General features: G+C 72.3%; 17 protein-coding genes. 6 read left to right on the forward strand and 11 right to left on the reverse strand.

All coding sequences use genetic code 11. The annotated features are described in order from the left end of the window. From MPTA5024_RS42495 to mtrA, 4 genes are all read right to left on the reverse strand, one after another. Window positions 1–416: ComF family protein (locus MPTA5024_RS42495; RefSeq protein ID WP_442922082.1), on the reverse strand; the 416-nt coding region annotated here is incomplete at its 3' end. A gap of 240 nt (window positions 417–656) precedes the next feature. After that, window positions 657–2,393 carry an LpqB family beta-propeller domain-containing protein gene (locus MPTA5024_RS22995; protein WP_232326604.1) on the reverse strand — a complete coding sequence of 579 codons (1,737 nt, stop codon included), beginning with the start codon at window positions 2,391–2,393 and terminating at the stop codon, window positions 657–659. Window positions 2,394–2,478: 85 nt separating this feature from the next. Continuing rightward, window positions 2,479–4,230 carry an MtrAB system histidine kinase MtrB gene (mtrB, locus tag MPTA5024_RS23000; protein ID WP_051458538.1) on the reverse strand — a complete coding sequence of 584 codons (1,752 nt, stop codon included), beginning with the start codon at window positions 4,228–4,230 and terminating at the stop codon, window positions 2,479–2,481. Between the two features lie 10 nt (window positions 4,231–4,240). Continuing rightward, window positions 4,241–4,918: an MtrAB system response regulator MtrA gene (mtrA, locus tag MPTA5024_RS23005; protein ID WP_036327899.1), complete on the reverse strand. Its 678-nt coding sequence runs from the start codon at window positions 4,916–4,918 to the stop codon at window positions 4,241–4,243. A 400-nt stretch (window positions 4,919–5,318) separates the two neighbouring features. Here mtrA and MPTA5024_RS44330 point away from each other — a divergent pair, with 400 nt between their 5' ends. From MPTA5024_RS44330 to MPTA5024_RS23030, 5 genes are all read left to right on the forward strand, one after another. Beyond that, window positions 5,319–6,695, forward strand: coding sequence for a glycerophosphoryl diester phosphodiesterase membrane domain-containing protein (locus MPTA5024_RS44330; RefSeq protein ID WP_063794751.1), 1,377 nt, complete (start codon window positions 5,319–5,321; stop codon window positions 6,693–6,695). Next, window positions 6,692–7,333 (forward strand): DUF4129 domain-containing protein, encoded by a 642-nt coding sequence (locus tag MPTA5024_RS23015; protein ID WP_232326605.1) that lies wholly within the window; start codon window positions 6,692–6,694, stop codon window positions 7,331–7,333. Before MPTA5024_RS44330 ends, MPTA5024_RS23015 begins: the two co-directional genes overlap by 4 nt. Then, complete coding sequence (locus MPTA5024_RS23020) at window positions 7,330–8,544, forward strand: DUF4350 domain-containing protein (protein ID WP_036327901.1); 1,215 nt, start codon at window positions 7,330–7,332, stop codon at window positions 8,542–8,544. Before MPTA5024_RS23015 ends, MPTA5024_RS23020 begins: the two co-directional genes overlap by 4 nt. Further along, window positions 8,541–9,524: an AAA family ATPase gene (locus MPTA5024_RS23025; RefSeq protein WP_036327903.1), complete on the forward strand. Its 984-nt coding sequence runs from the start codon at window positions 8,541–8,543 to the stop codon at window positions 9,522–9,524. Before MPTA5024_RS23020 ends, MPTA5024_RS23025 begins: the two co-directional genes overlap by 4 nt. Before the next feature lie 79 nt (window positions 9,525–9,603). Further along, window positions 9,604–10,935 carry a DUF58 domain-containing protein gene (locus tag MPTA5024_RS23030; RefSeq protein ID WP_036327906.1) on the forward strand — a complete coding sequence of 444 codons (1,332 nt, stop codon included), beginning with the start codon at window positions 9,604–9,606 and terminating at the stop codon, window positions 10,933–10,935. A 22-nt stretch (window positions 10,936–10,957) separates the two neighbouring features. On the opposite strand, the gene MPTA5024_RS23035 is transcribed toward MPTA5024_RS23030, so the two are convergent. After that, window positions 10,958–11,950 carry a stage II sporulation protein M gene (locus tag MPTA5024_RS23035; RefSeq protein WP_036327908.1) on the reverse strand — a complete coding sequence of 331 codons (993 nt, stop codon included), beginning with the start codon at window positions 11,948–11,950 and terminating at the stop codon, window positions 10,958–10,960. A gap of 41 nt (window positions 11,951–11,991) precedes the next feature. Here MPTA5024_RS23035 and MPTA5024_RS23040 point away from each other — a divergent pair, with 41 nt between their 5' ends. Further along, on the forward strand, window positions 11,992–12,879 hold the full coding sequence (locus MPTA5024_RS23040) for an RDD family protein (RefSeq protein WP_157099657.1): 888 nt from the start codon (window positions 11,992–11,994) through the stop codon (window positions 12,877–12,879). 144 nt (window positions 12,880–13,023) lie between these two features. On the opposite strand, the gene MPTA5024_RS23045 is transcribed toward MPTA5024_RS23040, so the two are convergent. The 6 genes from MPTA5024_RS23045 to MPTA5024_RS23070 form a co-directional block, all read right to left on the reverse strand. Next, window positions 13,024–13,581, reverse strand: coding sequence for a hypothetical protein (locus MPTA5024_RS23045; RefSeq protein ID WP_157099658.1), 558 nt, complete (start codon window positions 13,579–13,581; stop codon window positions 13,024–13,026). Beyond that, window positions 13,578–14,198, reverse strand: a complete 621-nt coding sequence (locus MPTA5024_RS23050) for a hypothetical protein (protein WP_051458540.1) — start codon at window positions 14,196–14,198, stop codon at window positions 13,578–13,580. Before MPTA5024_RS23050 ends, MPTA5024_RS23045 begins: the two co-directional genes overlap by 4 nt. A 178-nt stretch (window positions 14,199–14,376) precedes the next feature. Next, window positions 14,377–15,399 (reverse strand): COG1470 family protein, encoded by a 1,023-nt coding sequence (locus MPTA5024_RS23055; protein ID WP_157099659.1) that lies wholly within the window; start codon window positions 15,397–15,399, stop codon window positions 14,377–14,379. Window positions 15,400–15,605: 206 nt separating this feature from the next. Continuing rightward, entirely contained in the window at window positions 15,606–16,253 is a 648-nt protein-coding gene (locus MPTA5024_RS23060; RefSeq protein WP_036327916.1) for a hypothetical protein, read from the reverse strand. A 167-nt stretch (window positions 16,254–16,420) separates the two neighbouring features. Next, a complete protein-coding gene (locus tag MPTA5024_RS39050; protein WP_063794752.1) occupies window positions 16,421–21,730 on the reverse strand; it encodes a ThuA domain-containing protein in 5,310 nt (1,769 codons plus the stop codon). A 121-nt stretch (window positions 21,731–21,851) separates the two neighbouring features. Then, on the reverse strand, window positions 21,852–23,135 hold the full coding sequence (locus MPTA5024_RS23070) for an ROK family transcriptional regulator (protein ID WP_051458542.1): 1,284 nt from the start codon (window positions 23,133–23,135) through the stop codon (window positions 21,852–21,854). Window positions 23,136–23,345: the final 210 nt, after the last annotated feature.

A 23,345-nucleotide genomic window follows, 5' to 3' on the forward strand; every position in this document is an offset into this window, starting at 1 on the left:
ATGCCGGCCGCCCCGGGGATGCCGGCCGCCCTGGGGATGCCGGCCGCCCTGGGGATGCCGGCCGCCCTGGGGATGCCGGCCGCCCTGGGGATGCCGGCCGCCACCGGAACGCCCGGGCCGGACGGGCCGCCGGGCCAGCGCAGCGCCGCGAGGGCGGTCTCGGCCAGACAGGCGCCCAGGAACGGCGCGAGCGACGCCTGGCCGCGCTCCTTGTACGCGAGGATCACGCGGCGGGCGCTCCCGTCGTACGTGGTCCCGGACCAGCACTCGGGCAGCCCGTCCGGGGGCGGGTCGGGCGGCCGGGGCTCGGGGTCGCGCGACAGTCCCGCCGCGCACGCGCGGCAGGTCACGGACCCAGGCTCGCCGCATCCGGCGCAGCGGGGCGGGAGCACGAGGTCGAGCAGCGCCGCCAGCACGACCCCACCCTGCCAGCCGCCGCCGACATTTCCGCGCCTCAGCGGACCGGACGCCGCCAGGCCTCGCCCGCGGCATCGAGAACCCGCCGCCGGCGCCTTGCACGGCTCCGTGGACCCGCCGCCAGGCATCTCCTGAGGGGGCGGCCGCTGCCGACACTTCCGCGGCTCTGGGGACCGGCGGCTTCGGGCCGGCGTTCGCGGGGGCCCTCGCCGCGCGGAGAAACTCCGGAGGGGCGACGGTCAGCCGAGGGGGTAGACCGGAGTGCGGGCGCCGTCCTTGGCGACCGGGTTCCAGTCCTTCTTGTCGATGCTGTAGTTCAGCACCGTGCCGTCCTCCTCCCCGGCCAGCACGTGGCCGGGGGCGGCGGAGAGCGAGTCGATCTTCGCGTTCGTGTCGGGCTTGCTGGGCGCGTCGGGGTCGATCTTGCCCTCCATCACCGACCAGGTCGTGAGCTCCTGGCCGCTCTTGCCCTCCGACAGCACGAGCAGGTCGGCCGCGTCCTGCCAGGCGATGTTGACGATCTTCTGCTCGTCGCGGGCGTCGACAAGCGTCTGCATGTCGTCGATCTTGGCCTGGCCGCCGATGCGGACGATCGTGCCGACCTTGACCGTGGTCCCGAGCCCCTCGTCCGTGATCACGGCGACCCGGGCGCCGTCACGGGAGACGCGCAGCGCCGAGACGTGCGAGGTCGCGAGCTCCTCCGGGATCAGCACCTTGCGCGCCGGCCCGCCGTCGGACTGCCAGACCCGCGTCTGCTGCAGCCCGTACGGCTCGGCCGTCCACACCTGGCCGTACCGGTCCCAGGAGGGGGCGGTGAGCTTCTTGCCGGTGATGACGCGCCGCCACGGGCTGCCCTTGGACATGGCGGTGACGTACACGCCGTCGCCGTTCACGATGGCGGCGACCCTGGGCGTGTAGTCGCTCGACACCGCGGGGTCGGTGAATTTCACGTCCTGCTCGCCGGCCGCGCCGGCGACGGGCACGCCGCCGCTCTTCTCCTTCTCCTGCGCCTGCTGGAGCTTGCCGTCCCGCATGTAGTAGATCTGGGCGGAGCTGGTCAGGACGTTCGGGTCGAACCTGGCGTAGTCGCCCGGCCGGAACCTGAGCCCCTTGTCCCGGAACGGCTCGCCGTTCACCCGGATCTCGATGTTCCGGCCGGCGGCCAGCTCGCCGAGGGTCCACGCGAGCTGGGCCTTCATCGCCTCGATCCGGTCGCTTTGGACCGACTCGATGGCCGCGGTGAAGTCGACCACGACCGTGTCGCCCTCGACGGTGATCTGGTTGAGGTCGGTGCCGGAAGGGAAGGCGGTCGTCACCGCGTCCCTGACCGCGTCCGTGGGACCGTCCAGGAGGCGGCGGACGCGGGTCTCGGGCACGCCGCGGCTCGGCTCGATCGGCACCCACACCCGGTCGACGACGAGCCCCGGCGACGGGGTCGCGGACGGGTAGCACAGGTCCACGGGGCGGTAGGCCCGCTTCACGTCGTCGCTGGACAGGAACCGGACGTCCGGCGGCGCGTCGATGCGCCACTGCCCCTGGACCTTGACCAGGGTGAACGCCTGGTCGAGCGGGCCCGACACCGCGTGGTACCGCCCCTGGGGGTCGATCGTGGCGACCAGCCGCCCCTTCAGCGGGATCGTCACGCTCGTCGCGTTCTTCGGGTAGGCGGACCGGTCGGGCTCCAGCTTGCCCTCGTAGACCTCGGTCTCCTTGAGCGGGTTCCACCTGCTCGCGGTCGAGGGCGTCAGGTACGTGCGCGCGATCGGGAGGCGGGAGTCGTCGAAGCTCGCCATCGCCGCCTGGAAGCCCTTGACGATCTCCTCGGGGAGTGCGTTCTCCCGGGGCGGTGTGGCGATCATGCGGACGTACGGCTGGATGAGCGTGTCCCTGCCGCTGTTCTCCTCGGCGGCGCGCGGACTGCTGCTCGTGGGGACGACGGCGCACCCGGCGCCGCCGGACAGCAGCACGACGGCCACGCCGGCGACGGCGAGCCGGGGCCGCGGCGGGCGATGCGCGGCGCGACGGCCGTGCACCGTGCCGGTCCGCCTCGGAGAGCGCGGCTCAGTCGCCATCGAAACCGCCCGCGTCGGCGTTCTCCCTGACCCGCATCCCGGCCTCGGCGACGGCGACGGCCGGGGACAGGACCGGGGTGACGTGGCTGCGCCAGGTGCGCCGCATCTCGACCTCCGGCGGCACGAGCGGGAGCGGCGAGCCCTTGAGCGACGCGCCGGCGACGCGGGGCAGCGACAGCCGGAACTGGCTGCCCTCCCCCGGCGACCCCCAGGCCTGCAGCCATCCGCCGTGGAGTATCGCGTCCTCGCGGGAGATGGCGAGCCCGAGACCGGTGCCGCCGATCGTCCGGGCGCGGGACGGATCGGCCCGCCAGAAGCGGTCGAAGACCATCGTCTCCTCGCCCGGCTTCAGACCCACCCCGTGGTCCCGCACGGCCACGGCGACGGCGTCGCGGTCGGCGCCGAGCGTGACGACGACGTCCCTGCCCTCGCCGTGCTCGATGGCGTTGAACAGCAGGTTGCGCAGGATGCGCTCGACCCTGCGGCTGTCCACCTCGGCCACGCACGGCTCACTGGGCAGGCGCAGCTCGAAGCGGGTCGCCTGCCGCTCGGCCAGCGCCTCGGAGTCGCCCACGGCCCGCAGCACGACGTCGCGCATGTCGACCGACTCGATGTCGAGGGTGGCGGCGCCCGCGTCGTACCGGCTGATCTCCAGCAGGTCGGCGAGCATCGACTCGAACCGTTCGAGCTGCGCCTGCATGAGCTCGGCGGACCGGGCGGCCATCGGGTCGAAGCCCTCGCGGCCCTCGTAGAGCAGGTCGGCGGCCATCCGGACGGTCGTGAGCGGCGTGCGCAGCTCGTGGGAGACGTCGGACACGAACTGCCGCTGCACCTGGGACAGCTCCTCCAGCTGGTGGATCTTGACGGCCAGCGTCGAGGCCATCTCGTTGAACGAGGTGGCGAGCCGGGCGAGGTCGTCCTCGCCGCGCACCTTGAGCCGTTCCTCCAGGCGTCCCGCGGCGAGGCGCTCGGCCGCCTGCCTGGCCAGCCGTACGGGTGTGACGACCTGGCGGGTGACGAGGGAGGCGATGCCGGCGAGCAGCAGCACGAGCGCCGCGCCCGCGCCGATCAGCATCCGCTGGACGGCGTCGAGGGTGTTCTCCTCCTCGCCGAGCGGGAAGAGGTGGTAGATCTCGTAGGTCCCGTTGATCCGCGCGCCGACGACGATGCCCTTCTCCGGCGGCCTGTTCCCCAGATACCTGAGCGTCACGAACTGCTGCCAGAGCGTCCCCTCCTCCAGGGTGCCCTGGACCTTGGCCCGGAGGTTCGCCGGGATGCTGACGGGGTCGACGTTGCCGGAGGCGCGCCCCTCGCCGATCGTGCTGTCGTTGAAGACGACCACGTCGTACCGGCCGCCGGACCGGTCGGCCAGCGCCTTGGCGGCCGCGTCGACGAGGTTGCCGTTCTGCAGCGCGGACGCCGCGTCCTGCGGCGCGTCGGTCACGTCGGTCGGCGGCGGGGTGAGCAGCCCGCTCGCGGTGGCGATGTTGGCCCGCGACTCCTCGACCGCGGACAGCTCGCTGGCGTGCAGCACCGACGTGATGATCGACTGCATCAGGAAGACGCCGAGGACGACCACGACGGCCACCGACAGCACGAGCGTGCTGGTGACGACCCTGAGCTGGAGCGAGCGCCGCCAGACCCGGCGCGCCCTCCCCGCGAGGCGGCGCGCACGCCTGCGGACCCCACGGGCGATCTGGCCCGGGGTCCGGCGGCGGGGCTTCCTTGCGGGGGCCGGCATGGCGCGCGGCTTACGCGGGTCCGGCCTTGTAGCCGACGCCCCGCACGGTCACGACGATCTCGGGGTGCTCGGGGTCCTTCTCGATCTTGGCCCGCAGGCGCTGGACGTGCACGTTGACCAGACGGGTGTCGGCGGCGTGCCGGTAGCCCCAGACCTGCTCCAGCAGCACCTCGCGGGTGAAGACCTGGCGGGGCTTGCGGGCGAGCGCGACCAGCAGGTCGAACTCCAGCGGCGTCAGGTTGATGGTCTCCTCGGCGCGCTTGACCGAGTGGCCGGCGACGTCGATCGTGATGTCGCCGATCTGCAGGATCTCGGGGGTCGGCTCGTCGGTGCGGCGCAGCCGGGCGCGCACCCGGGCCACGAGCTCCTTCGGCTTGAACGGCTTGACGATGTAGTCGTCGGCGCCGGACTCCAGCCCGAGCACCACGTCGATCGTGTCGCTCTTGGCCGTCAGCATGACGATGGGGACGCCGGACTCGGCGCGGATGCGGCGGCACACGTCGATCCCGTCGGCGCCGGGCAGCATCAGGTCGAGCAGAACGAGGTCAGGACGCGTGTCCCGGAAGGCGTCGAGCGCCTTGTCGCCGTCCGAGACGAACGACGGCTCGAAACCCTCCCCGCGCAAGACGATGCCGAGCATCTCGGCGAGAGCGGCGTCGTCGTCGACGACCAGCACGCGTCCTTTCATGGCCCCTCATTCGTTCTACGCGTTTGGGAGTTTTGGGCGTTTGTCACAGGTTCCCCCGAAGGCTACCGGCGGCCGCCCCTTGGGCGTTACACGACCGGGACAGTGCATGGAGTTTAGGCGCACACACTGGAGCGCGCGATTATCTGACCAGATGCGGTCACATCGGAGGGAATCCCTTGGTGCGGCCACGCTCCCAGTCTGCGCTCGCTGCCGCCGTTTCGGCCATCCCCCGGCGATCCCGGGCCGTGTCCCCGGCGCCGTCCCGGGAGCCGTCCGCGACCGTGTCCCGTGCGCTGTCCCCGGCCGTGCCGCGCGCCCGCCCACGCGTGTCCGCCGGATTACGGCCCGCCCTCGCCCGCACACCGCTCCAGCGCGCCGTACATCATGCCAGGATTGGGACATGACAGACGGTCCCGGATCCACCCCCGACGTGCCCCCGGGCTGGGCCGCCGCGCAGCCTCCGCCGTACGGCGCGGCTCCCGGGTCCTGGGCCTCCCCCGGCGACCAGGGCCGGCCGGACGACGGCCAGGCCGCTCCCCCGCCGCCCCCTCCCCCGCCCGGGTCCTGGCAGAGCCACCCGTACAGCGGCCGGCAGCATGGCGCCCCCGACGGTCAGCAGGGCCGGCAGGGGTACCCGGGCGGGCCCGGGGCCCAGCCGGGATACCAGGGCTACCAGGGCTATCAGGGATACGGGCCGTACGGACAGCTGCCGCCGCAGGCGCCGCGCCCCGGCATCATCCCGCTGCGGCCGCTGGCGCTGGGCGACATCCTCGACGGCACCATCAAGCTGATCCGCTCGAACCCGCGGGCCACGCTCGGTCTGTCCGCCATCGTGGCCGCGATCACCTCGGTCCCGCTGGCCATCGGGCAGGCGGTCAGGCTGGGGTCGCTCGGCGATGTGATGAACGACCCGGCGGCCCTGTCGTCCGGCGACGCGACGCCGCTCGACGGGATCGGGCCGCAGCTCGTCGGCACGCTGGCCACGCTCGTCATGACGTTCGTCGCGACCACCGTCCTCACCGGCATCCTCACGCGGGTGCTCGGGCGCGCCGTGTTCGGCGGCCGCATCACGGTCGGCGAGGCCTGGGCGCTCGTGCGCTCGCGGGTCCCGGCCCTGCTCGGGCTCGTGCTCGTCCAGGGGCTCCTCATGCTGGCGCCGCTGATCGTGGCCGTCCTGCTGTTCGTGGGGCTCACGGCGGCGGGGGCGTTCGACGCCTCGGGCGGGGTCGGTCTCGCGGTCCTGCTCGCCCTTGTGTTCCTGCTGCTCTACATCCCGTACGTGCTGTTCTTCCAGTCGAGGTTCGCGCTGTCGGCGCCCGCCGTGGTGCTGGAGCGCCGCGGCGTGACCGACGCGATGCGCCGCTCGTGGCGGCTGGTGAAGGGCGACACGTGGCGCGTGCTGGGCATCCTGCTGCTGACGCAGCTGCTCGCGGCGCTCATCAGCGGCGTGCTGTCGGTGCCGTTCTCGATCGGCGGGTCGTTGGTCGGGCTGCTGGGGCACTCGCCCGCCGCCTCCGTGCTCGCGGCGCTGGCGCTGACGCTCGGCAACGTGGTGAGCGCTATGATCACCTATCCGTTCCAGGCCGGGGTGAACGGCCTGCTGTACGCCGACCGGCGGATGCGGGCCGAGGCGTTCGACCTCGTGCTGCAGACGGCGGCCGCACGCAACGCCACCCAGGGCTGGGTGCACGCGAGCGTCGACGACCTGTGGCACCCCTCGTACGCCGCGGGCACGGACCCCACCGCCCCCGGCTCCTACTACGGGCCCCGGCCGTGACCCTGGCGGCGGCCGCGTTCCTGCTCGCCGGACCCGACGTCGGCCGGGAGGAGGCCCGGCGTGAGGCGGCTCGCGAGCTGCTGAGGCCGGTCTACCAGCACGAGTCGGTGCTCGACCGGATGTGGCGGACGTTCACGCAGTTCCTGGGCGACCTGCTGGACGCCGGCGGCGGCACGGCCGGCGGCGTGCTGTCGCTCGTCCTCATCGTCGTGGTTCTCGTGGCCCTCGCCGCCCTGCTGCTGTGGGCGCTGCGCCGCATGTCGCGCGACCGCGGGGCGGGCGCGGGCGGCGTGTTCGAGCGGGGCGAGCTGACGGCCGCCGAGCACCGCGCCGCCGCCGGGCGGCTCGCCGCCGAGGGAGACTGGAGCGGCGCGATCCGGGAGCGGCTGCGCGCCGTCGCCCGCGACCTGGAGGAGCGCGCCATCGTGACCCCGCTTCCGGGCCGGACGGCGATGGAGCTCGCCGACGTGGCGGGACGGGCCCTGCCGGACCACGCGGCCGACCTGCGCGCCGTCGCACGGGTGTTCGACGACGTCACGTACGGCGAGGTCCCCGGCACCCGGGAGGCGTACGAGACGATGGCCGGACTCGATGAGCGCCTGCGGGCGGCGCGGGTCTCGCTGGACGCCGGCGCATGACCGTGACCGCGGCCGGGAGCCCGGCGCCGGTCTCGCCGACCGCGGGCGCCCTGTGGCGCCGCGGGCGGGCCGTGCTGCTGGTCGCGGTGCTCGTCCTCGCGGCCGCCCTGGTCCCCGCGCTGCTGGCGCCCTCCGAGGAGACCGGCAGGTACCTCGACCCCGGCGACACCTCCCTTTCGGGAAGCGGTGCGCTGTCGGCGCTGCTGACGGCCCACGGCGTGACGGTCAGCCGGGCCGACGGCGTGGGCGGCGCGCTGGCGCAGGCGGGGCCGGACACCCTTCTCCTCGTCACCGAGGCGAGCGCGCTGACCAGGGACGAGGCGTCGCGCATCGGCGCGGCGCCGGGCGACCGGCTGATCGTCGGGCAGGTGCCCTACCTCGACGTCCTCGCGAGCGGCGTCACCGCGAGGAGGGATCCGGCCCGCGCCCGCTCGCGCGAGCCCGGGTGCGCGCTGCGGGAGGCCGTCCGCGCGGGCAGCGCCCACATGGGCGGCACGGCGTTCACCGGGCCGCCCGGGTCGACCGGCTGCTACCCGGACGACGGACGGCCCACGCTGGTCCGCTACGCGACCGGCGGCCGCACGGTCACCGTGGTGGGGGACGGCGCGTTCCTCACCAACCGCAGGCTGGCCGAGGACGGCAACGCGGCGCTCGCCGTGAACCTCGCCGGCGCCCGGCCCCGGCTGATCTGGCTGGTCCCCCCGGACGCGGACGACGCGGACGGCACGGGCGACGACGGCTCGGGTGACGGCGGCTCGGACGGCGGCGGCTCGGACGGCGGCGGACGCGGGCTGGGCGACCTCATCCCGGACGGCGTGGGCTGGGCGGTGGTCCAGCTGGTCGCCGCGGTCGGCGTGGTGGCGCTGTGGCGGGGCCGCCGCCTCGGGCCGGTCGTCGCGGAGCGGCTGCCGGTGGTCGTACGGGCCGCCGAGACCGTGGAGGGACGCGGCCGGCTCTACCGGGCCCGCAGGGCCAGGGACCGGGCCGCGCTCGCGCTGCGGGCCGCCGCGGCCGACCGGCTCACCGCGCCCCTGGGGCTTCCGCGGACCGCGACGTTCGACGAGATCGCCGCCGCCGTCGCCGTACGGACCATGGAGGACCCGGAGCGGGTGCGGTCGGCGCTGTACGGGCCGCCACCCGAGGACGACGCCGCGCTGGTGGCCCTGGCCGGCCACCTCGACACACTCGAAAGGCAGGTACGAGAGTCGTGACCACACCGGGATCCCCATCCCCCGCGCCGCCGGGGTCCGACGCCGCGCGGGAGGCGCTGGGCGCGCTGCGCGCCGAGGTGGCCAAGGCCGTGGTCGGGCAGGACGCCGTCGTCACCGGCCTCGTCATCGCGCTGCTGTGCCGGGGGCACGTGCTGCTCGAGGGCGTGCCGGGGGTGGCCAAGACGCTGCTGGTCCGCACGCTCGCGGCGACGCTGTCGCTGGACTTCAAGCGTGTCCAGTTCACCCCCGACCTCATGCCGGGCGACGTCACGGGCTCGCTGGTGTACGACGCGCGGACGGCGGAGTTCGAGTACCGCGAGGGGCCCGTCTTCACGAACCTGCTGCTCGCCGACGAGATCAACCGGACGCCGCCGAAGACCCAGGCCGCACTGCTGGAGGCCATGGAGGAGCGCCAGGTCAGCGTCGAGGGGACGGCGCGCCCGCTGCCTGACCCGTTCATCGTGGCCGCCACGCAGAACCCCATCGAGTACGAGGGGACCTACCAGCTTCCCGAGGCCCAGCTCGACCGGTTCCTGCTGAAGCTCACGGTGCCCCTGCCGCCGCGCGAGCAGGAGATCGCCGTCCTGGAGCGGCACGCCCTGGGCTTCGACCCGCGCGACCTGTCGGAGATCAAGGCGGTCGCCACGGCGGCCGATCTGGAGGCGGGGCGCCGGGCGGTCCGGCAGGTGCACGTCGGGCCCGAGGTGCTCGGCTACGTCGTCGACCTGGCCCGCGCCACCCGCCAGTCGCCGTCCCTGCAGGTGGGCGTGTCCCCCCGGGGCGCGACCGCGCTGCTGGCCGCCGCCCGGGCGTGGGGCTGGCTGTCCGGCCGCGCGTACGTCACCCCCGACGACGTGAAGGCCCTGGCCCGGCCCGCGCTGCGGCACCGGGTGCAGCTGCGCCCGGAGGCCGAGCTGGAGGGGGCCACCCCGGACGGGATCCTCGAGGGCATCCTCGCCTCCGTGCCCGTCCCCCGATGACACCCGGCGGGCCGAACCGAAGGGAGCCTCTCACGATGACGCAGCCCCAGCCTCCGGCCGGGCCGACCGGGCGGCCGCCATGGCGCTGACCGGTCGCGCCGGGCTGCTCGCGGCCCTGGGCGCCGTCCTCGTGCTGTTCGCCCCGCGGCCGGGCCTCGCCGTGGCCGGCATCCTGCTCCTGCTGGCCGCGCTGGTCGTCGTCGACCTGCTGCTCGCGGGCGGCGTGCGCGGGCTGCGCTTCCACCGGGACGGCGAGCGCCTGGTGCGGCTCGGCCAGTCCGTCCGGGTCGGCCTGGTCGTGGAGAACCCCGGGCCCCGGAGGGTGCGGGGGGTGCTGCGCGACGCGTGGCCGCCCTCGGCCGGCGCGACCCCCCGCCACCTCCGCGTCGACGTCCCCCACGGCGAGCGCAGGCGGCTGGAGACGACGCTGACTCCGACCAGGAGGGGCGACCGGGAGGCCGTGACCGTGACCGTCCGCTCGGTCGGTCCGCTCGGGCTGGCCGCGCGGCAGGGCACGCACCGGGTGCCGTGGTCGGTCCGGGTGCTGCCGCCGTTCCTCAGCCGCAGGCACCTGCCGGCGCGGCTGGCCCGGCTGCGCGAGCTGGACGGCCGGCACCCGGCGCTGGTCCGCGGCCAGGGCACCGAGTTCGACTCGCTGCGGGAGTACGTGGTCGGCGACGACGTGCGGTCCATCGACTGGCGGGCCAGCGCGCGGCGGAGCGACGTCGTCGTCCGCACCTGGCGGCCCGAGCGCGACCGGCGGGTCCTGATCGTCCTCGACACGGGACGCACGTCGGCCGGCCGCGTCGGCGTCTCGCCGATCCCCGGCGCGGGCGCCCGGACGGCCGGATGGCCCCGGCTCGACTGGTCGATGGACGCCGCGCTGCTGCTGGCCGCCCTGGCCGCCCGCGCGGGCGACCGGGTCGACTTCCTGGCCTACGACCGGGGCGTGCGCGCCTGGCTGTCCGGCGCCTCCCGCACCGAGCTGCTGTCGTCCCTGGTGACGTCGATGGCCCCGATCGAGGCGGAGCTGGTCGAGTCGGACGGCCCGGGAATGGTGGCCGCCGTGCTGGCCAGGGCGAGACGGCGCTGCCTGGTGGTGCTGCTGACCGACCTGAACCCGGCCGCCATGGAGGAGGGCCTGCTGCCCGTGCTGCCCCAGCTGTCGGCCCGCCACCTCGTGCTGGTCGCCTCGGTCGCCGACCCGAAGGTGGCCGCCATGGCCGCGGGCCGGGGCACGGCCGAGCGCGTCTACGACGCCGCCGCGGCCGAGCAGCTCAGGGGCGAGCGGCGGCGGATCATCTCGCTGCTGCGCCGTCAGGGGGTGGAGGTCGTCGACGCCCTCCCCGAGGACCTCGCGCCCGCCCTCGCCGACGCCTACCTCGCGCTCAAGGCCGCCGGCCGCCTCTGACCTCCGTACGCGCGACTCGTGGTCAGGCTGTGGGCGCGAGGTCGGGCGCCTGCTCGATGTCGCCCGTCTCGCCGTCCCGCAGGGCCCGCCGGCCGAACACGATCACGTACGTCAGGAAGAGCGCCTCGGCCAGGACGCCGATCGAGACGCGCGCCCAGGTGGGCAGGCCGGACGGCGTGACGCCGGCCTCGATCAGGCCGGAGACGAACAGCACGGCCACCAGGCCGAGGGCGACGCTCATCACGGCCCGGCCCTGCTCGGCCAGCGCCTCGCCGCGCCGTCGCGGGCCGGGGTCGATCACCGTCCAGCCGAGCCGCATCCCCACCCCGGCGGCCAGGAAGACCGCGGTCAGCTCCAGCAGGCCGTGCGGCAGGATCAGCCCCCAGAACACGTCGGCTTTGCCGTGCGCGTGCATGAGCCCGCCGAGCAGGCCGACGTTCGCCGCGTTCTGCCACAGGATCCACGGGATCGGGATGCCCAGCAGGACGGCCGAGACGATGACCTGCATCGACACCCAGGCGTTGTTGATCCACACCTCGCCGGCGAACGACGCGGCCGGGTGCTCGGAGTAGTAGTCGGCGAAGTCGTGCTCGACGAGCTGCCTGATGTCCTCCGGCGTGCCGACGGCCGCCTGGACGCCGGGGTTCCTGGCCACCCACACGCCGACGACGTACGCGACGACCAGCGAGGCCACGGCGGCCCCGAGCCACCAGCGGCGGGCGCGGTAGGCCGTCACAGGGAACGACACCGTGAAGAACCGGACGACCTCCCGCCAGGCCGGGGTGTGGGCCCCCGTCACGGCCGAGCGCGCCCGGGCCACCAGCGAGGACAGGCGGCCGGCCAGCAGCGCGTCGGTCGAGCCCGACCGGACGACGGACAGGTGGGTGGTGGCCCGCTGGTACAGCTCGACCAGCTCGTCGACCTCCGCGCCCGTCAGCCGGCGGTGCCGCCGGACCAGGTCCTCGAGCCGGTCCCAGGTCGGCTTGCTCGCGGCGACGAACGCGTCCATGTCCACGCATGGGACCCTACCGACAGGGTCGCAGTAGGGTGCGCAGTGTGTCCGAAGTCGTGACCGGCGAAGCCGTCGTCGTCGAGGTCCGGGTGGCCCAGCTGCCGAGCCGCGCCCTCGCCGTCGTCGTCGACTGGGTCCTCCAGTGGGCCGTCCTGATCGTGGCGTACGTCCTGGTGTCCCACGCGTCCGTCATCGCGGACGACGCGCTGAGCACGGGCCTGCTCATCCTGCTGACCGTGCTCGTGCTCGTGGGCTACCCGGTGATCTCCGAGACCGTGAGCCGGGGCCGCACGCTGGGCAAGCTCGCGCTCGGCCTGCGCGTGGTGAGCGACGACGGGGGTCCGGAGCGCTTCCGGCAGGCGCTGTTCCGGGGGCTGGCCGGGTTCGTCGAGTTCTGGACGTTCATGGGCGCGCCCGCGCTGATCACGTCCCTGCTCAACCGGAGCGGCAAGCGGCTCGGCGACGTCTTCGCCGGCACGATCGTCATCAGCGAGAGGGTCCCCCGGCAGGACCCTCCCCCGGCCATGCCGCCACAGCTCGCCTCGTGGGCCGCGATGCTGGAGCTGTCGCAGCTGACCGGCGAGGTTGCCGACACGGCCCGGGGATACCTGTCCCGCTGGCACCAGCTCGCGCCGCCGACCCGCGACGAGATGGGCACGCGGATCGCGGCCCGCGTCGCCGCCCAGGTCGCGCCGCCGCCCCCGCCCGGGGTGCCGCCGCACGCCTACCTCGCCGCCGTCCTCGCCGAGCGCCGGCGCCGCGACGAGGCGCGCCTCGCCCGGGCGCGCCGCCCGCTCCCCTCCTACGATCGGCCCGTGCACGCGGCGGTTCCCCGCCCGTACGGCGGCGCGCCGGGGCCGGTCGCTCAGGGGCCCGCGCGGCCGGCGGAGCAGGCGGATCCGACTCCCGGGGGATTTCTTCCGCCCGTTTAGGTGTAGGCCGCGAAATGCGGGGCACCTGTGGCCATTGCAGGTCATGGGGCACACCTGCAGTGGGGTTGAGGCGGGCACGCCCGGCGCGCAGAGGGAGAGGTCGCGCCGGGCGTGCCCGCCCGCTTCCGTCAGCGGTCAGGATCGTCAGCCCCGGATGCCCGGCCGCCCGCGGCGGACGAGGGCGATCCCGACCGCGATGAGCGCCAACGCCGCGAGGGCGATGACGCCGATCTGGAGCGGCGTCCCGAACGACTCCCCGGCGTCCGGCGCGGCGGCGGTCGCCGGCCTTTCCGGTCCGAGCGGAGCCGCCGTCGCGGCGGACGCGGCGGCGATGTCCCGCGCTTTCACCTTCGTCGTCAGGCTCGCCTTGGAGGGCTCGGTCGCGGTCACCGTGACCTTCCACTCGCCGGCGGGCAGCGGCTCGGCGAGGTGGTAGAGGTTCTGGCCCTCGGGTGACGACCTGAGGGGAACCGGTCCGAAGGAACGGCCGTCGGTGGAGGTCGCGACCAACGTCGCCTCGACGATCTCCGTGACGGGATGGCCGTCCTCCTTCCAGGTGGCCAGCACGTTGACGTTCTGGCCGCCGTCCCCGGCCACCTCCAGCTTGATCGGTCCTTCGTGGGCCGAGGCCGCGGGCGCCCCGAGCATCAGCACGAGTCCTGCCAGCAGGAGGGTCATGCCATATCGCAGTGTCTTGTTCACGACTCGTGGGTCCCTTCAGGTTCGGGGTCGGGGGTGAGCGCCCCGTCGCCGGACGAGGCCGGCAGGAACACGTGCTGGTGGCCGTAGCCCGCGTCGACGTTGACCGCGTCGAGGGCGGTGGCTCCGACCGACCAGGTGAAGAGCGCGGCGGCGCGCTGCCGCACGGCGAGGTCCATCACGGTCGTCCGGATCTGCCCGGTGAGTCCCCGCGAGGCCGCGTATGTGTCCACGGTGGTGGCGATCTGCCGTACGGCGGAGGCGAGACTCGACCTCGCGATGTTGGTCGCGGTTTCGCCGGACGGCGGATCGGCGAAGCCGTCGACGGCCGCGGCGGCCGCCTGCCGCCAGCCGGCGACGTCCGCGGGGGTCACGACGGCCGGTCCGGCGGTGCCGTCGACGGGCATGACCCGGCCCAGGCCTTCGAGCACGGGGACGAGCCGATCGCGGGTGGTGCGGGCCAGCTCGGTGAGCTCCTTGATCTGCGCCTTATCCCGGACGGCGTCCTCGGCCCTGAGCCGGTCCGCGATCTGTTCGGTGGAGCTCGGCCGGGTCGCCGCGAAGACCAGGCCGCCGGCGACGAGCGCGCCGAGCGCGAACGCGACCGTGAGGGCGAGCACGCGGCCCCAAATCGGACGCCGTACCGGGGTCGGTTGCCTGGGTCGGTTGATGTCGCCACCTCCTGACAGGCGGATGTCGGTGATCGGAGTGGGACGGCGGCCGCCGCGACGCGTGTCGGGGCCGACCTGCCGGTGGTTCAGAGGTGTGGGGATCGCTTGGCCCCGCGCACCGCGGTGCTCACGTGCCCAGAGGTGTGCCGCGGCTGTTGAGGAGGAGGAGTTTCTCGATTCGCTTGCGGCGTCGGGTGCTGGTGAGGCGGACGGTGAGGAAGGCGAGGATGAGAAGGGTGAGGAGGGCCAGTTGGGGCCAGGGGATGGCCCAGAGGGTGGTGTCGATGGCGATGCGTTCGGCGGTGATGCCGGGGAGGTGTCTGCCGGCGGGGTAGGGGATGGCCATGATCGTTGTGCCGATGGGTCCCAGTGGCCAGGTGCCGGTGACGTGTGCGGTGAAGGTGCGGCTGCCGCCGGGCATGATTTCCCGGGCTTTGGCTTCGGAGGTGTCGTTCCAGCCGGTTTGGCCGGCGAGGGTGGAGGTGAGGATGCGGCTGTCGGGGGCCAGGCGGAGGTTGCCGGTGTTGGCGAGGGTGTAGGTGACCTCGACAGTGCCGGGGGCGAAGGGGTTCCAGGACCAGGTGTAGTCGGTGCTGACGCCGGTGACGGCGACTTTGGCGGTCAGGGTGCCGGTGACGCGGATGTTGAGGCGGACGCCTACCCGGTTTTGGACGCGGACCTGGCCGGAGATGGTGTCGATGGATGCGGTGACGCCTGCGGGGTGGTCTCCGGGGGTGGCGTTGGGCGGGATCGACACGGTGACCGGGACGACGGCGGTGGCTCCGGCGGCGATGGTGACTTTGTCGGGGACTTTGATCCATGCGCCGCCGTCGGTGGGGGTGGCGTCGGAGGGACGCATGTCGAAGTATCCCTTGGCGGTCAGGTAGCCGTCGCCTGCGTCGATGGCGAAGTCGACCGGTTGGGTGGAGCGGTTGATGACCGCGATGTGTTCGGTGACTTGTTGTCCGCCGGGGAGTTCGATGTCGATGACGCTGCGGCCGTCGGGGCCGTTGGCGTCGGCGGGGACGACCGACCAGGTGGTGTCGGCGGCGGCGGGGGCGGCGGAGACGACCATGGCGACCATTGCGGTCGTGGCGGCCAAGACGGTGACCGAGACGGTCACGCCGGCAGCCTGGAAGACGGCGAGCACGGCGCGGACGGCGCGGGCGGCCAGCAGGGCGCGGGTGGCCAGCGGGGCGGGGGCGGTGAGCTGGGCGCGGGCGGCGTGGGTTTCTCGTGGTCGGCTCGTGGTCGGCACGGGTGTCTCCTGTGTGGTCGTGGGCGTCCGGGACGGGTGCCGGGCTGGCACAGGGTTCCGGACGCCCACGGTGGGGGTCGGTGTCCTGCCCTGGGGGTTCAGGACTGGTTGAACAGTGACAGGGTGAGGGTGGAGTGGTATTCGCCGGCGGCGACGTCGACGGGGGTGCGCAGGGCGAGGTCGGCGTTGACCTTGGAGGTGCCGATCTCGTCGGAGGAGTTGGCGGTGGAGACCAGCAGTTCCTGACCCTTCAGACCCACCTCGGGGGCGCCGGTGCCGTCGGAGACGACACTGGAGACCGGCTCACCGGCCGAGACCGCGCCGGTGGAGGAGTCGGTCAGCAGGTGGGGCTTCCAGCCCAGGTATTCGGGGCCGATGGTCTTGGCCGGGTCGTCGGTCGCGGTGAACTGGCTGGCCTGGCCGACCACGGCCCAGTACTCACCGGCGGGGATGTCCTCGGGCCGCCGGGTGTCGGACACCGTCACCGTCGGCAGGGTGCCGACGAACTGGCGGGCGGCGGCGTCGGAGCCGTTCTCCTGCAGGGGGACGCCGGTGTTGTCGGCCACGGTCATCGACAGCTGACCGGGGGTGGTGGTGGGCTCGATCTTCACCGACACGTCGATCCCGCTGCTGCTGCCGTTGCCGGGGTCGGCGTCGGCCGCGGCGGGACCGGCCACACTGATACCGGCCAGCGCGACGCCGAGCACGGACGCGGCGATTATCTGGGTGGTCCTGTTGATTCTCATGTGATCGCTCCATCTATGGGGGGCGGGGCCGGCCGGCTGATCGGCCAGCCGGCCCCGGTTGTGCTGGTGCCTTCCTTACGGCGGTGTCCTCGTCATGGGGACCGTGGTCACAGCCGGTGCGGTCAGCGCCGGTGCGGTCAGCGGCAGCTGACCGCGGTGTGAGCAGCTCAGCCGCAGCTGAGCGCCGTGTAGTTGGCGTCGTAGGACGACGTGACCTGCTTGCCGTCGATCGTCGCGGTGCCGGTCACGGTGACCTTGCCGGCGTCGATCTTGGCGGTACGGGTGTTGAAGGACTGGTATGCCTGCTTGCCCGGGGCCACGTCGGCCACGGTCTTGTTGCCGAACGGGGTGGTCAGCGTGATCGTCGCCGGCACATCCCCGTTGTTGACGGCCGTGACCGCCAGGTAGGCCGAGGTGCCGATGCAGCGGGAGGCGGCGGTGACGGTCAGCTTGACCTGCGGCGAGGACGCCGGGGCGATGGTCAGCGTGAGCGTCTTGGCCTCCTCGGCGTTGCCCGCCTTGTCGGTCGAGCGGTAGGCCAGCGTGTGCTGTCCCTCGCCGCTGACCTTGACCGGCTCGGTGTAGGCGGTCCAGTCACCGCCGTCGAGCTTGTACTCGGTCTTGGCGACCCCGCTGCCGCCGGTCTCGTCGACCGCCGTCAGCGTGACGGTGACCGGACCGGTGAACGAGCCGCCCTCCGGCTGCGCCGGGTCGGTCGTCGCCGTCGTCACCGGAGCGGTCTTGTCCTCACTTCCCGCCTTGAGCAGCTTGAAGTAGTCGAACTTGACCGTCTTGGACGCACCCTGGCTGGTGCCGATGGTGTACACACCGATCTTCGACGCGTTCGCCACCACGCTGTTCTTCACCACGGCGGTCGTGCCGTTCGTGGCGAGATCGGTCCAGGTCGTGCCGTTGGAGGAGTAGGAGCCGGTGAAGCTGTCTCCTGCCTTCTTCAGGCGCAGCCACCACACACCTGTGGTGAGGTTGTTCACCTGCGGCTGCGGGTTCTGCACGGTTCCGCCGACCTCGCTGCGCAGTTCGATGGTCCGCGCCACCGCCGACCCCGCGGCATTGGTGGTGAGGAAGTCGAACTTCACGTAGTCGTCGTCACCGGCGTACACCATCAGACCGCCCTGCTGGTACTGCTCGTTGAGGGCCGAGGCGTCCACCTTGGTCTCCAGCGTCCAGTCGCCGCTCGGCGCCGTCTGGAGGATGAAGTTCTTCGGACCGGTGTTGGTGGTCGTGTAGATGTCCCCTGTCGTGGTGTCGAGCTCCAGGTTGCCACCGGTCATCCGGGCGGCCGTCGCGTCGGGGCGCACGACCGCGTTCCAGCGGCAGGAGTCGAGCGCCGTGCCGTTGAACTCGTCGTTCGGGTCCGGCGCGGTCGCCTTGTCGTCCGGCGTGATGGAGAACCAGTCGAAGGACGCGTTCACCACCGGGTGGTTCGCCCCGGCGAGCGAGATCAGGCCGATCCTCGGGTTGGTGATCCCGGCGAGCGGCTTCGTCTCGGGCATTGCGGTGAACGTGGTGCCGTCCGCCGAGTAGTGGGCGGTGATGTTGGTGCCGTCGCTGACGAACCGCACGTACACCGTGTCGGGATAGGTGTCCCCGAGGCTGGCGGAGTTGCTCGCCGACACCTCGTTCGGGGTGCCCTTGTCCTCGCGGATGAACTGGAAGATGCGGCTGGCGTGGTTGGAACCCGAGGTCGACCGCGCCTGCAGCACCATCTTGGCGTAGTTGTCGTCGTCGCCGTAGATGATCAGGCCCGCCTGCTGGTACGCGTCACGCGCGTCCAGCGTGAGCTTGGCGGTGGCGGTCCAGGCACCCGACGGCGCCGGCTGCACGACGATGTTCGGCGTGTTGCCGCCCGTGCTGTAGATGTCGGTGGTCGACGTCGGGATCACGAGCTTGCCGTCCGCGACCTTGAGGTCCTGGTTCTCCCGGATGACCGACCAGCGGTCACGGTCGAGCTGGTTGCCCAGGAAGTCGTCGGAACGGCCGGTGAAGCACACCGTGGCCGCCGTGTCCACCTTGATCGGGATTTGGGCGGTGCCCGACGCGCCCTTGCCGTCGGTCACGGTCACCACGGCCGTGTAGGTGCCCGGCGCGGTGTAGGTGTAGCTCGCGGTGGCGGTGGTGGGCTGCGGTGCGCCGTTCACCCCGAAGTTCCACTTGTAGGTGAGCGGGTCGCCTTCGGGGTCGGACGCCGTCGCCGTGAAGTCGACCTTCAGCGGGGCGACACCCGTCGCCTGGCTCGCCGTCGCCGTCACGGTCGGACGCTGGTTCTCCGTGGCCCCCTTGCCGACGAAGTCGACCCAGTTGAAGTTGGCCAGGTAGGCGTCGTTGGCCGCGCTCGCCGGCTTGCGCACCACGAAGTACAGCGGTCCGCTTACGGTCGGCGGGTTGGTCAGATTGAGCGTGACGTCGGTGAACGTCTGCCAGCCGCCGGTTGGCGTCACATCGACCGAGCCGACCAGGGTGCCGGTCTCGGGGTCGCCCGCCCGTACCTGCACGGTCCCGCCGGCGCCGGCAGAGGAGGCCCGGAACCGGATCGCGGAGACGTTCGACAGGTTCACCGGGTCGAACGACCACCAGTCGCCGTCCTCGACGAATCCGATGTTGAGGTTGCCGCCCTGCGGGTCGCTCGAGGTCTCCGTCTGGACACCCGCGGCGTCGGTGCCCTTGCCGTCGGACACCCGGCCGGTCTGCGCGAAGTGCTCGGCCTGCTTGCGCTTGGGCTCCAGGATGACCTGACCCCGCCCGGTCAGCGGCTTGGCGCCGCCGGCACCCTCGTCGGTGTAGCTGGCCTCGATCACATAGAAGAGGTTGTCCGTCTCGCCGTGGCCGCTCTGCGAGGTCTGCAGAGTCCCCTCGCAGCCCTTGAGCTGGTCGAGCGGGTGGCCGTGGCTGTCGTGGCCGAGGATCGCCTGGATCTGGACCTTGTCGCAGTCGATCGTGCCGTCCTCGGGGTCGGTGACGGTGACCTTGAACTTCACCTGGTCGCCGAACTCGAAGAAGGCGCCGTTCGGCGGCACGTTCACGGTGACGGTGGGACGGGTGTTGCCCGCGCTGATCGACACGCTGGCCGTGGCGGTCTTGCCGTCGGCGTTCTTGACGGTCAGGACCACGCTGTACTCTCCCGCCTTCTCATACGTGAAGGTGGGGTTGGGGTCGGTGGAGTCGGTCGTGCCGTCGCCGTCGAGGTCCCAGGCGTAGGTGATCGCCTTGTCGTCGGGGTCCCGGCTGCCGTCGCTGGAGAACTTGACGCTCAGCGGCAGGGGCCCGTCGGTCTTGTCCGCCGTGACACGGGCGATCGGCGGGCGACTGCCCTTGGTGTACTCGATGCGGTAGACGCCGGAGTCGGCGTTGTCGCCGCCGAAGCCGGAGCCCCACTCGATCATGTACAGCGCGCCGTCAGGGCCGAACTTCATGTCCATGGGCTTCTTGAAGCTCAGGGACTGAAGGATCCGGTTCATCTCGACGAGCTTGGTGCCGTCCTCGTTGAGCTGGAACGACCACATGGCGTTGTTGTTCCACTCACCGAAAATGGCCTTGCCGTCCCAGTACGCCGGCCACTTCACGTCCGACTGCAGGTTCGCGTCGTACCGGTAGACCGGACCGCCCATCGGGGCGCCGCCGGACATCTCGGGGAAGTTCTGCGGGTCGGACGAGTAGTGGTACCAGATCGTCGCGGGGATCACCGGCGGCAGGTTGGTCAGGCCGGTGTTGTTGGGGGAGTTGTTGACCGGCGCCGCGCAGTTGAACGGCGATCCCGACGTCTTGGTGGCGAAGTCGTAGTCGACGAACGGGGTGTTGTTGCCGATGCAGTACGGCCATCCGTAGTTGCCCGGCTTGGAGATGAGGTTCCACTCGACCGTGTTCTGCGGACCCCGGGTGGAGCTCGCCGTGTTGGCGTCGGGGCCGTACTCGCCGAGCATGATGTTGCCCGTCTTGGGGTCGAGACCCATGCGGAACGGGTTGCGGAAGCCCATGCCGTAGATCTCCGGCTTGGTCTTCTCCGTGCCCGGCGCGAACAGGTTGCCGGACGGGATCGTGTAGGTGCCGTCAGCCTCGGGGTGGATGCGCAGCAGCTTGCCGCTCAGGCTGTTGGTGTTGGCCGCGGTGCGCTGGGAGTCCCAGCTGGACCGGCCGGGCTGCTCGTCGAGCGGCGCGTAGCCGTCGGAGGCGAACGGGTTGGTGTTGTCGCCCGCGGCCAGCCACAGGTTGCCGGTCTTGGGATCCATCACCATGCCGCCGCCGTGGTGGCAGCACTCGGCCCGCTGCACCGGGACGTCGAGAAGCTTCTTCTCGCTCGACAGGTCCAGGATGTCACCGGTGACCGTGAACCGGCTCAGCCGGTCGACGTTCTCCCCGTTCGGCGAGTAGTAGAGGTACACCCAGTGGTTCGAGTCGAAGCCGGGGTCGAGCGCCACCCCGAGCAGGCCGCTCTCGTTGGCGGTGAAGACGTTGAGGTGAGCGGCCGTCACCGTGCCGCCGGCAGGCTTGATGATCTTGACGTCACCCAGCCGGTCGATGTAGAAGACCCGGCCGTCCTTGGCGACGTCCAGCATCATCGGGTTCGACGTGTTGTCGTCGAGCGTGACCTTCTCGAAGCTGTCGCTCTGCGAGGCCGAGCAGTCGGCCTTGACCGCTCCGGCAGCGGTCTCGATGCCGCCCAGGAGCAGCTTCAGGAAGTTCGGCTCGCTGTAGTTCTCCTTGAGATGGCCGAGCCCGGTGTACCACGAACGGCCGCCGTCGAAGTCCTGGCACCACGTGTTCGGGTGATCGGCGCCCATCGTGGCGCCGGTGTAGGACTTCTCGTCCATCGACGTCAGGACATGGACCGTGCCGCGCGGATTGGTCTGGTAGTCGTACCACTCGTCGGTACGGGTCCAGGTCGTCGGCAGGTCCTTGGTCGACGGGTGCGCCGGGTCCTCAACCTTGACCGTGGCCTGCTGGATCGCCGGGTGCTGCTTGAAGTACGCCCCGACCAGCTTGCCGTACCAGGCCCAGTTGTACCCGCTGTCGGCGGCGGCGTGGACGCCCACGAAGCCGCCGCCCTTCTGGATGTAGCGCTGGAAGGCGTCCTTCTGCTCCTGCGTGCCCAGCGGGTCGCCGGTCGTGGACATGAAGATCACGGCCTGGTACTGCGCCAGGTTCTCGTCCGTGAACTGGGTGCTGTCCTCGGTCGCGTCGACCGCGAAGTTGTTCTCCTGACCGAGCTTCTGCACGGCGGCGATGCCCTCGGGGATCGAGTCGTGCCGGAAGCCGGTGGTCTTCGAGAAGACGAGGACCTTGAAGTCGGGTGCCGCCGCGGCTGTGGCGGCCTCGGCGCTCGCGGGCGACGCGAGGAGCGTGATGACGGGGACGACGAGGGCGAGGGCCAGCGTCGCAGCGGTTCGACGTCTCGGACGTCGTCCCTTCTCCGGCAGGGCCGCGTTGAGCAGCCTGGCCCACGTTCGATGACGTGGTGACATGGAAAACCCTTCCTGACTGGGGGGAGGTCAGGCAAGGCGCGCGCCGCCGCGCTTGTTGCCACTTGGTCGTAGCGGACATTGCGGTTGCTGGAGGGTGCCGTCTCCAGGTCTGAGGGGGCCGTCAGTGGGCTGCCGGCCGGGGTAGCGGATCCATGATCGTCGTCGGGTCGTCGAGGATGCGGTTGACCACCATGCTCGCGGCGCCGCGGGACGCTGCCCCGAAGCCGAGCGTGGAGGCGACGAATCGGCACTGGACGGCGGGAGCGGCCACCACGAGCCGCCGCAGCTGATCCTGCGCGTGGGGCAGCAGCCACTCGGCCAGTGAGGCGAAGTAACCCCCGACGACGATCACTCGCGGGTTGAACAGGTTGGCCAGGATGGAGCCACCGAGCCCGAGCCACTCACCGACCTGCGCCACCGCCATCGTCATCCGCCGGTCGCCGGAGGCCAGGCCCCGGGCGATGTCGGCCACTCGCTCGCCGGGGTCCGGCACCGGCTTGCCGGGAAGCCCGTACGCCTGTTCCGGCATGGTGGCACGCACCAGCGCGGCCAGGCCGACCTTGGTCTCCCAGCAGCCGACGCGGCCGCAGCCGCACCGGTCGCCGTTCGGGTCGACCCGCAGATGTCCGACCTCACCCGAGAAGCCGTCCGCTCCGCGCAGGAGTCTGCCCCCCGAGATGATGCCGCCGCCGACGCCGACCTCACCGGTGAGGTAGACCAGGTCCGGCGTGCCCGCGGAGACGCCCGAGGTGTACTCGGCCAGCGCGGCGAGGTTGGCGTCGTTGTCCACCCGCACCGGCACGCTGAGCGTGCCGAGCATGGAGGTCAGCCGGTCGGCCAGCGGCAGGTCGTGCCAGTACAGGTTCGGCGCGAGTGTCACGACGCCGCGCGCCACGTCCACCAGTCCGGGGACGGCCACCGCGATGCCGGCGGGGACCGTTCCAGCCCGCCGCATCGCCTCAACCGCCTCCTTGGCCACGAGCCCGAGCCGGCGCACCGCCCTGTCCGGGCCGCTGCCCATCGCGTCGAAGACCACCCGGCGCTCGACCAGGACGCGACCGCTGAGGTCGGTCCCGTGGACCGCGATGTAATCGACGTTGATCTCCATGCCCAGGGCGCCGACGTGCGCGCCGTGCAGCGCCACCGCCCGTCTGGGACGTCCGATCGCCCCCGCGTGCTCGACGCCGACCTCCCGCACCAGTCGCCGTTCCAGGAGCTCGGCCATGAGGTTGGAGACGGTGGCCCGGTGCAGCCCGGTCGCCTCCGCGATGTCGGCGCGGGACAGGGAGGGGTGGTCGCGCAGTTCGCGCAGCACCAGCGAGAGGTTCGCCCTGCGGAGCGCGGCGGGGCCCGCCGGCGGCGCCGCGCCGCCAGTGGGACGGGCGAGGTGCGGTTCGTTCGTCACCCACCCCACCTGCCCTTTGTTTGTCTCTGAGATCAATTAATCAGGGTTGTAACACGAAGATGTCCGTCCATGCACCCCCGGAATCTGTAACGAGTTGGCATCGGCGGCTTCCGCGCAGATCAGCCGCTATCCCTACTGCGGTTACGGGAACGTTACAGAACATGTAACCGGTTTCACCCTTGCGTCCTCCGGAGATCGCTGCCTTTAATT

This window comes from Microbispora sp. ATCC PTA-5024, assembly GCF_000511135.2.
GTDB lineage: Bacteria > Actinomycetota > Actinomycetes > Streptosporangiales > Streptosporangiaceae > Microbispora > Microbispora corallina.